The organism is Methylobacterium platani, assembly GCF_001653715.1.
GTDB classification, from domain to species: Bacteria; Pseudomonadota; Alphaproteobacteria; order Rhizobiales; family Beijerinckiaceae; genus Methylobacterium; species Methylobacterium platani.
Genome location: NZ_LWHQ01000085.1, coordinates 2,174 through 2,870, shown reverse-complemented (window position 1 = coordinate 2,870; position 697 = coordinate 2,174). Strand labels below are relative to the sequence as shown.

1 protein-coding gene is annotated in these 697 nt (G+C 81.3%); it reads right to left on the bottom strand.

The window, feature by feature from the left end; genetic code table 11:
• Positions 1–697: citrate/2-methylcitrate synthase (locus tag A5481_RS30070; protein WP_280946703.1), on the bottom strand; the 697-nt coding region annotated here is incomplete at both ends.

Here is a 697-nt window from a genome sequence, read left to right as displayed (position 1 = left end):
CAGCGCCTCGGCGGCGGCCGTCACCGCCCGCAGGCCCCGATCGTCGGCCAGCAGCGGCGCCAGCAGGGCGGCGGCCCGCGGGTCGCCGGCGGGATAGAGCGGGTGGCCGAAGCCCGGCAGCCCCTCGCGGCCGGCGAGCTGGCGCCGCAGGGACGTCGCCGGGTCCGCCGCGTCGAGGGCGTCCCACACCGCCTCGACCCGGGCGGTGGTGCCGCCGTGGCGGCTGCCGGTGAGCGCCGCGATCCCCCCGATCACCGCCGCCCGCAGGCTCGCTCCCGCCGAGGCGATGCAGCGCGCGGTGAAGCCCGAGGCGTTCAGCTCGTGGTCGGCGCACAGGACCAGGGCCCGGCGCACGGCCTCCGCCCCGGCCGGATCGAGGCTCCAGGCCGCGGCGCAGTGCCGGTGGAGCGGCGCCGCATCGGCGGTGCGGCCGGTGACGCAGGCGCCGAGGAGCCGGACGAGAGCGCCGCTCCCCGCGGCGAGGCGGGCCGGGTCCTGCTGCCAGGAGGCCGTCGGCTCGTCCGCCGTCGCGGCCGCGAAGGCGCCCAGCAGGTCGCCGCCGCCCGGCCGGCCCGGCGGCGCCTCCGGCCCGAAGGCCGGGCCGGGCGGCAGCTCCCAGAGCCGGGCCGCCACCTCCTCCAGGGTCGCGGTCTCGGCGAGGGCGACGGCATCGGCACCGCGGTAGTAAAGGCGCCCG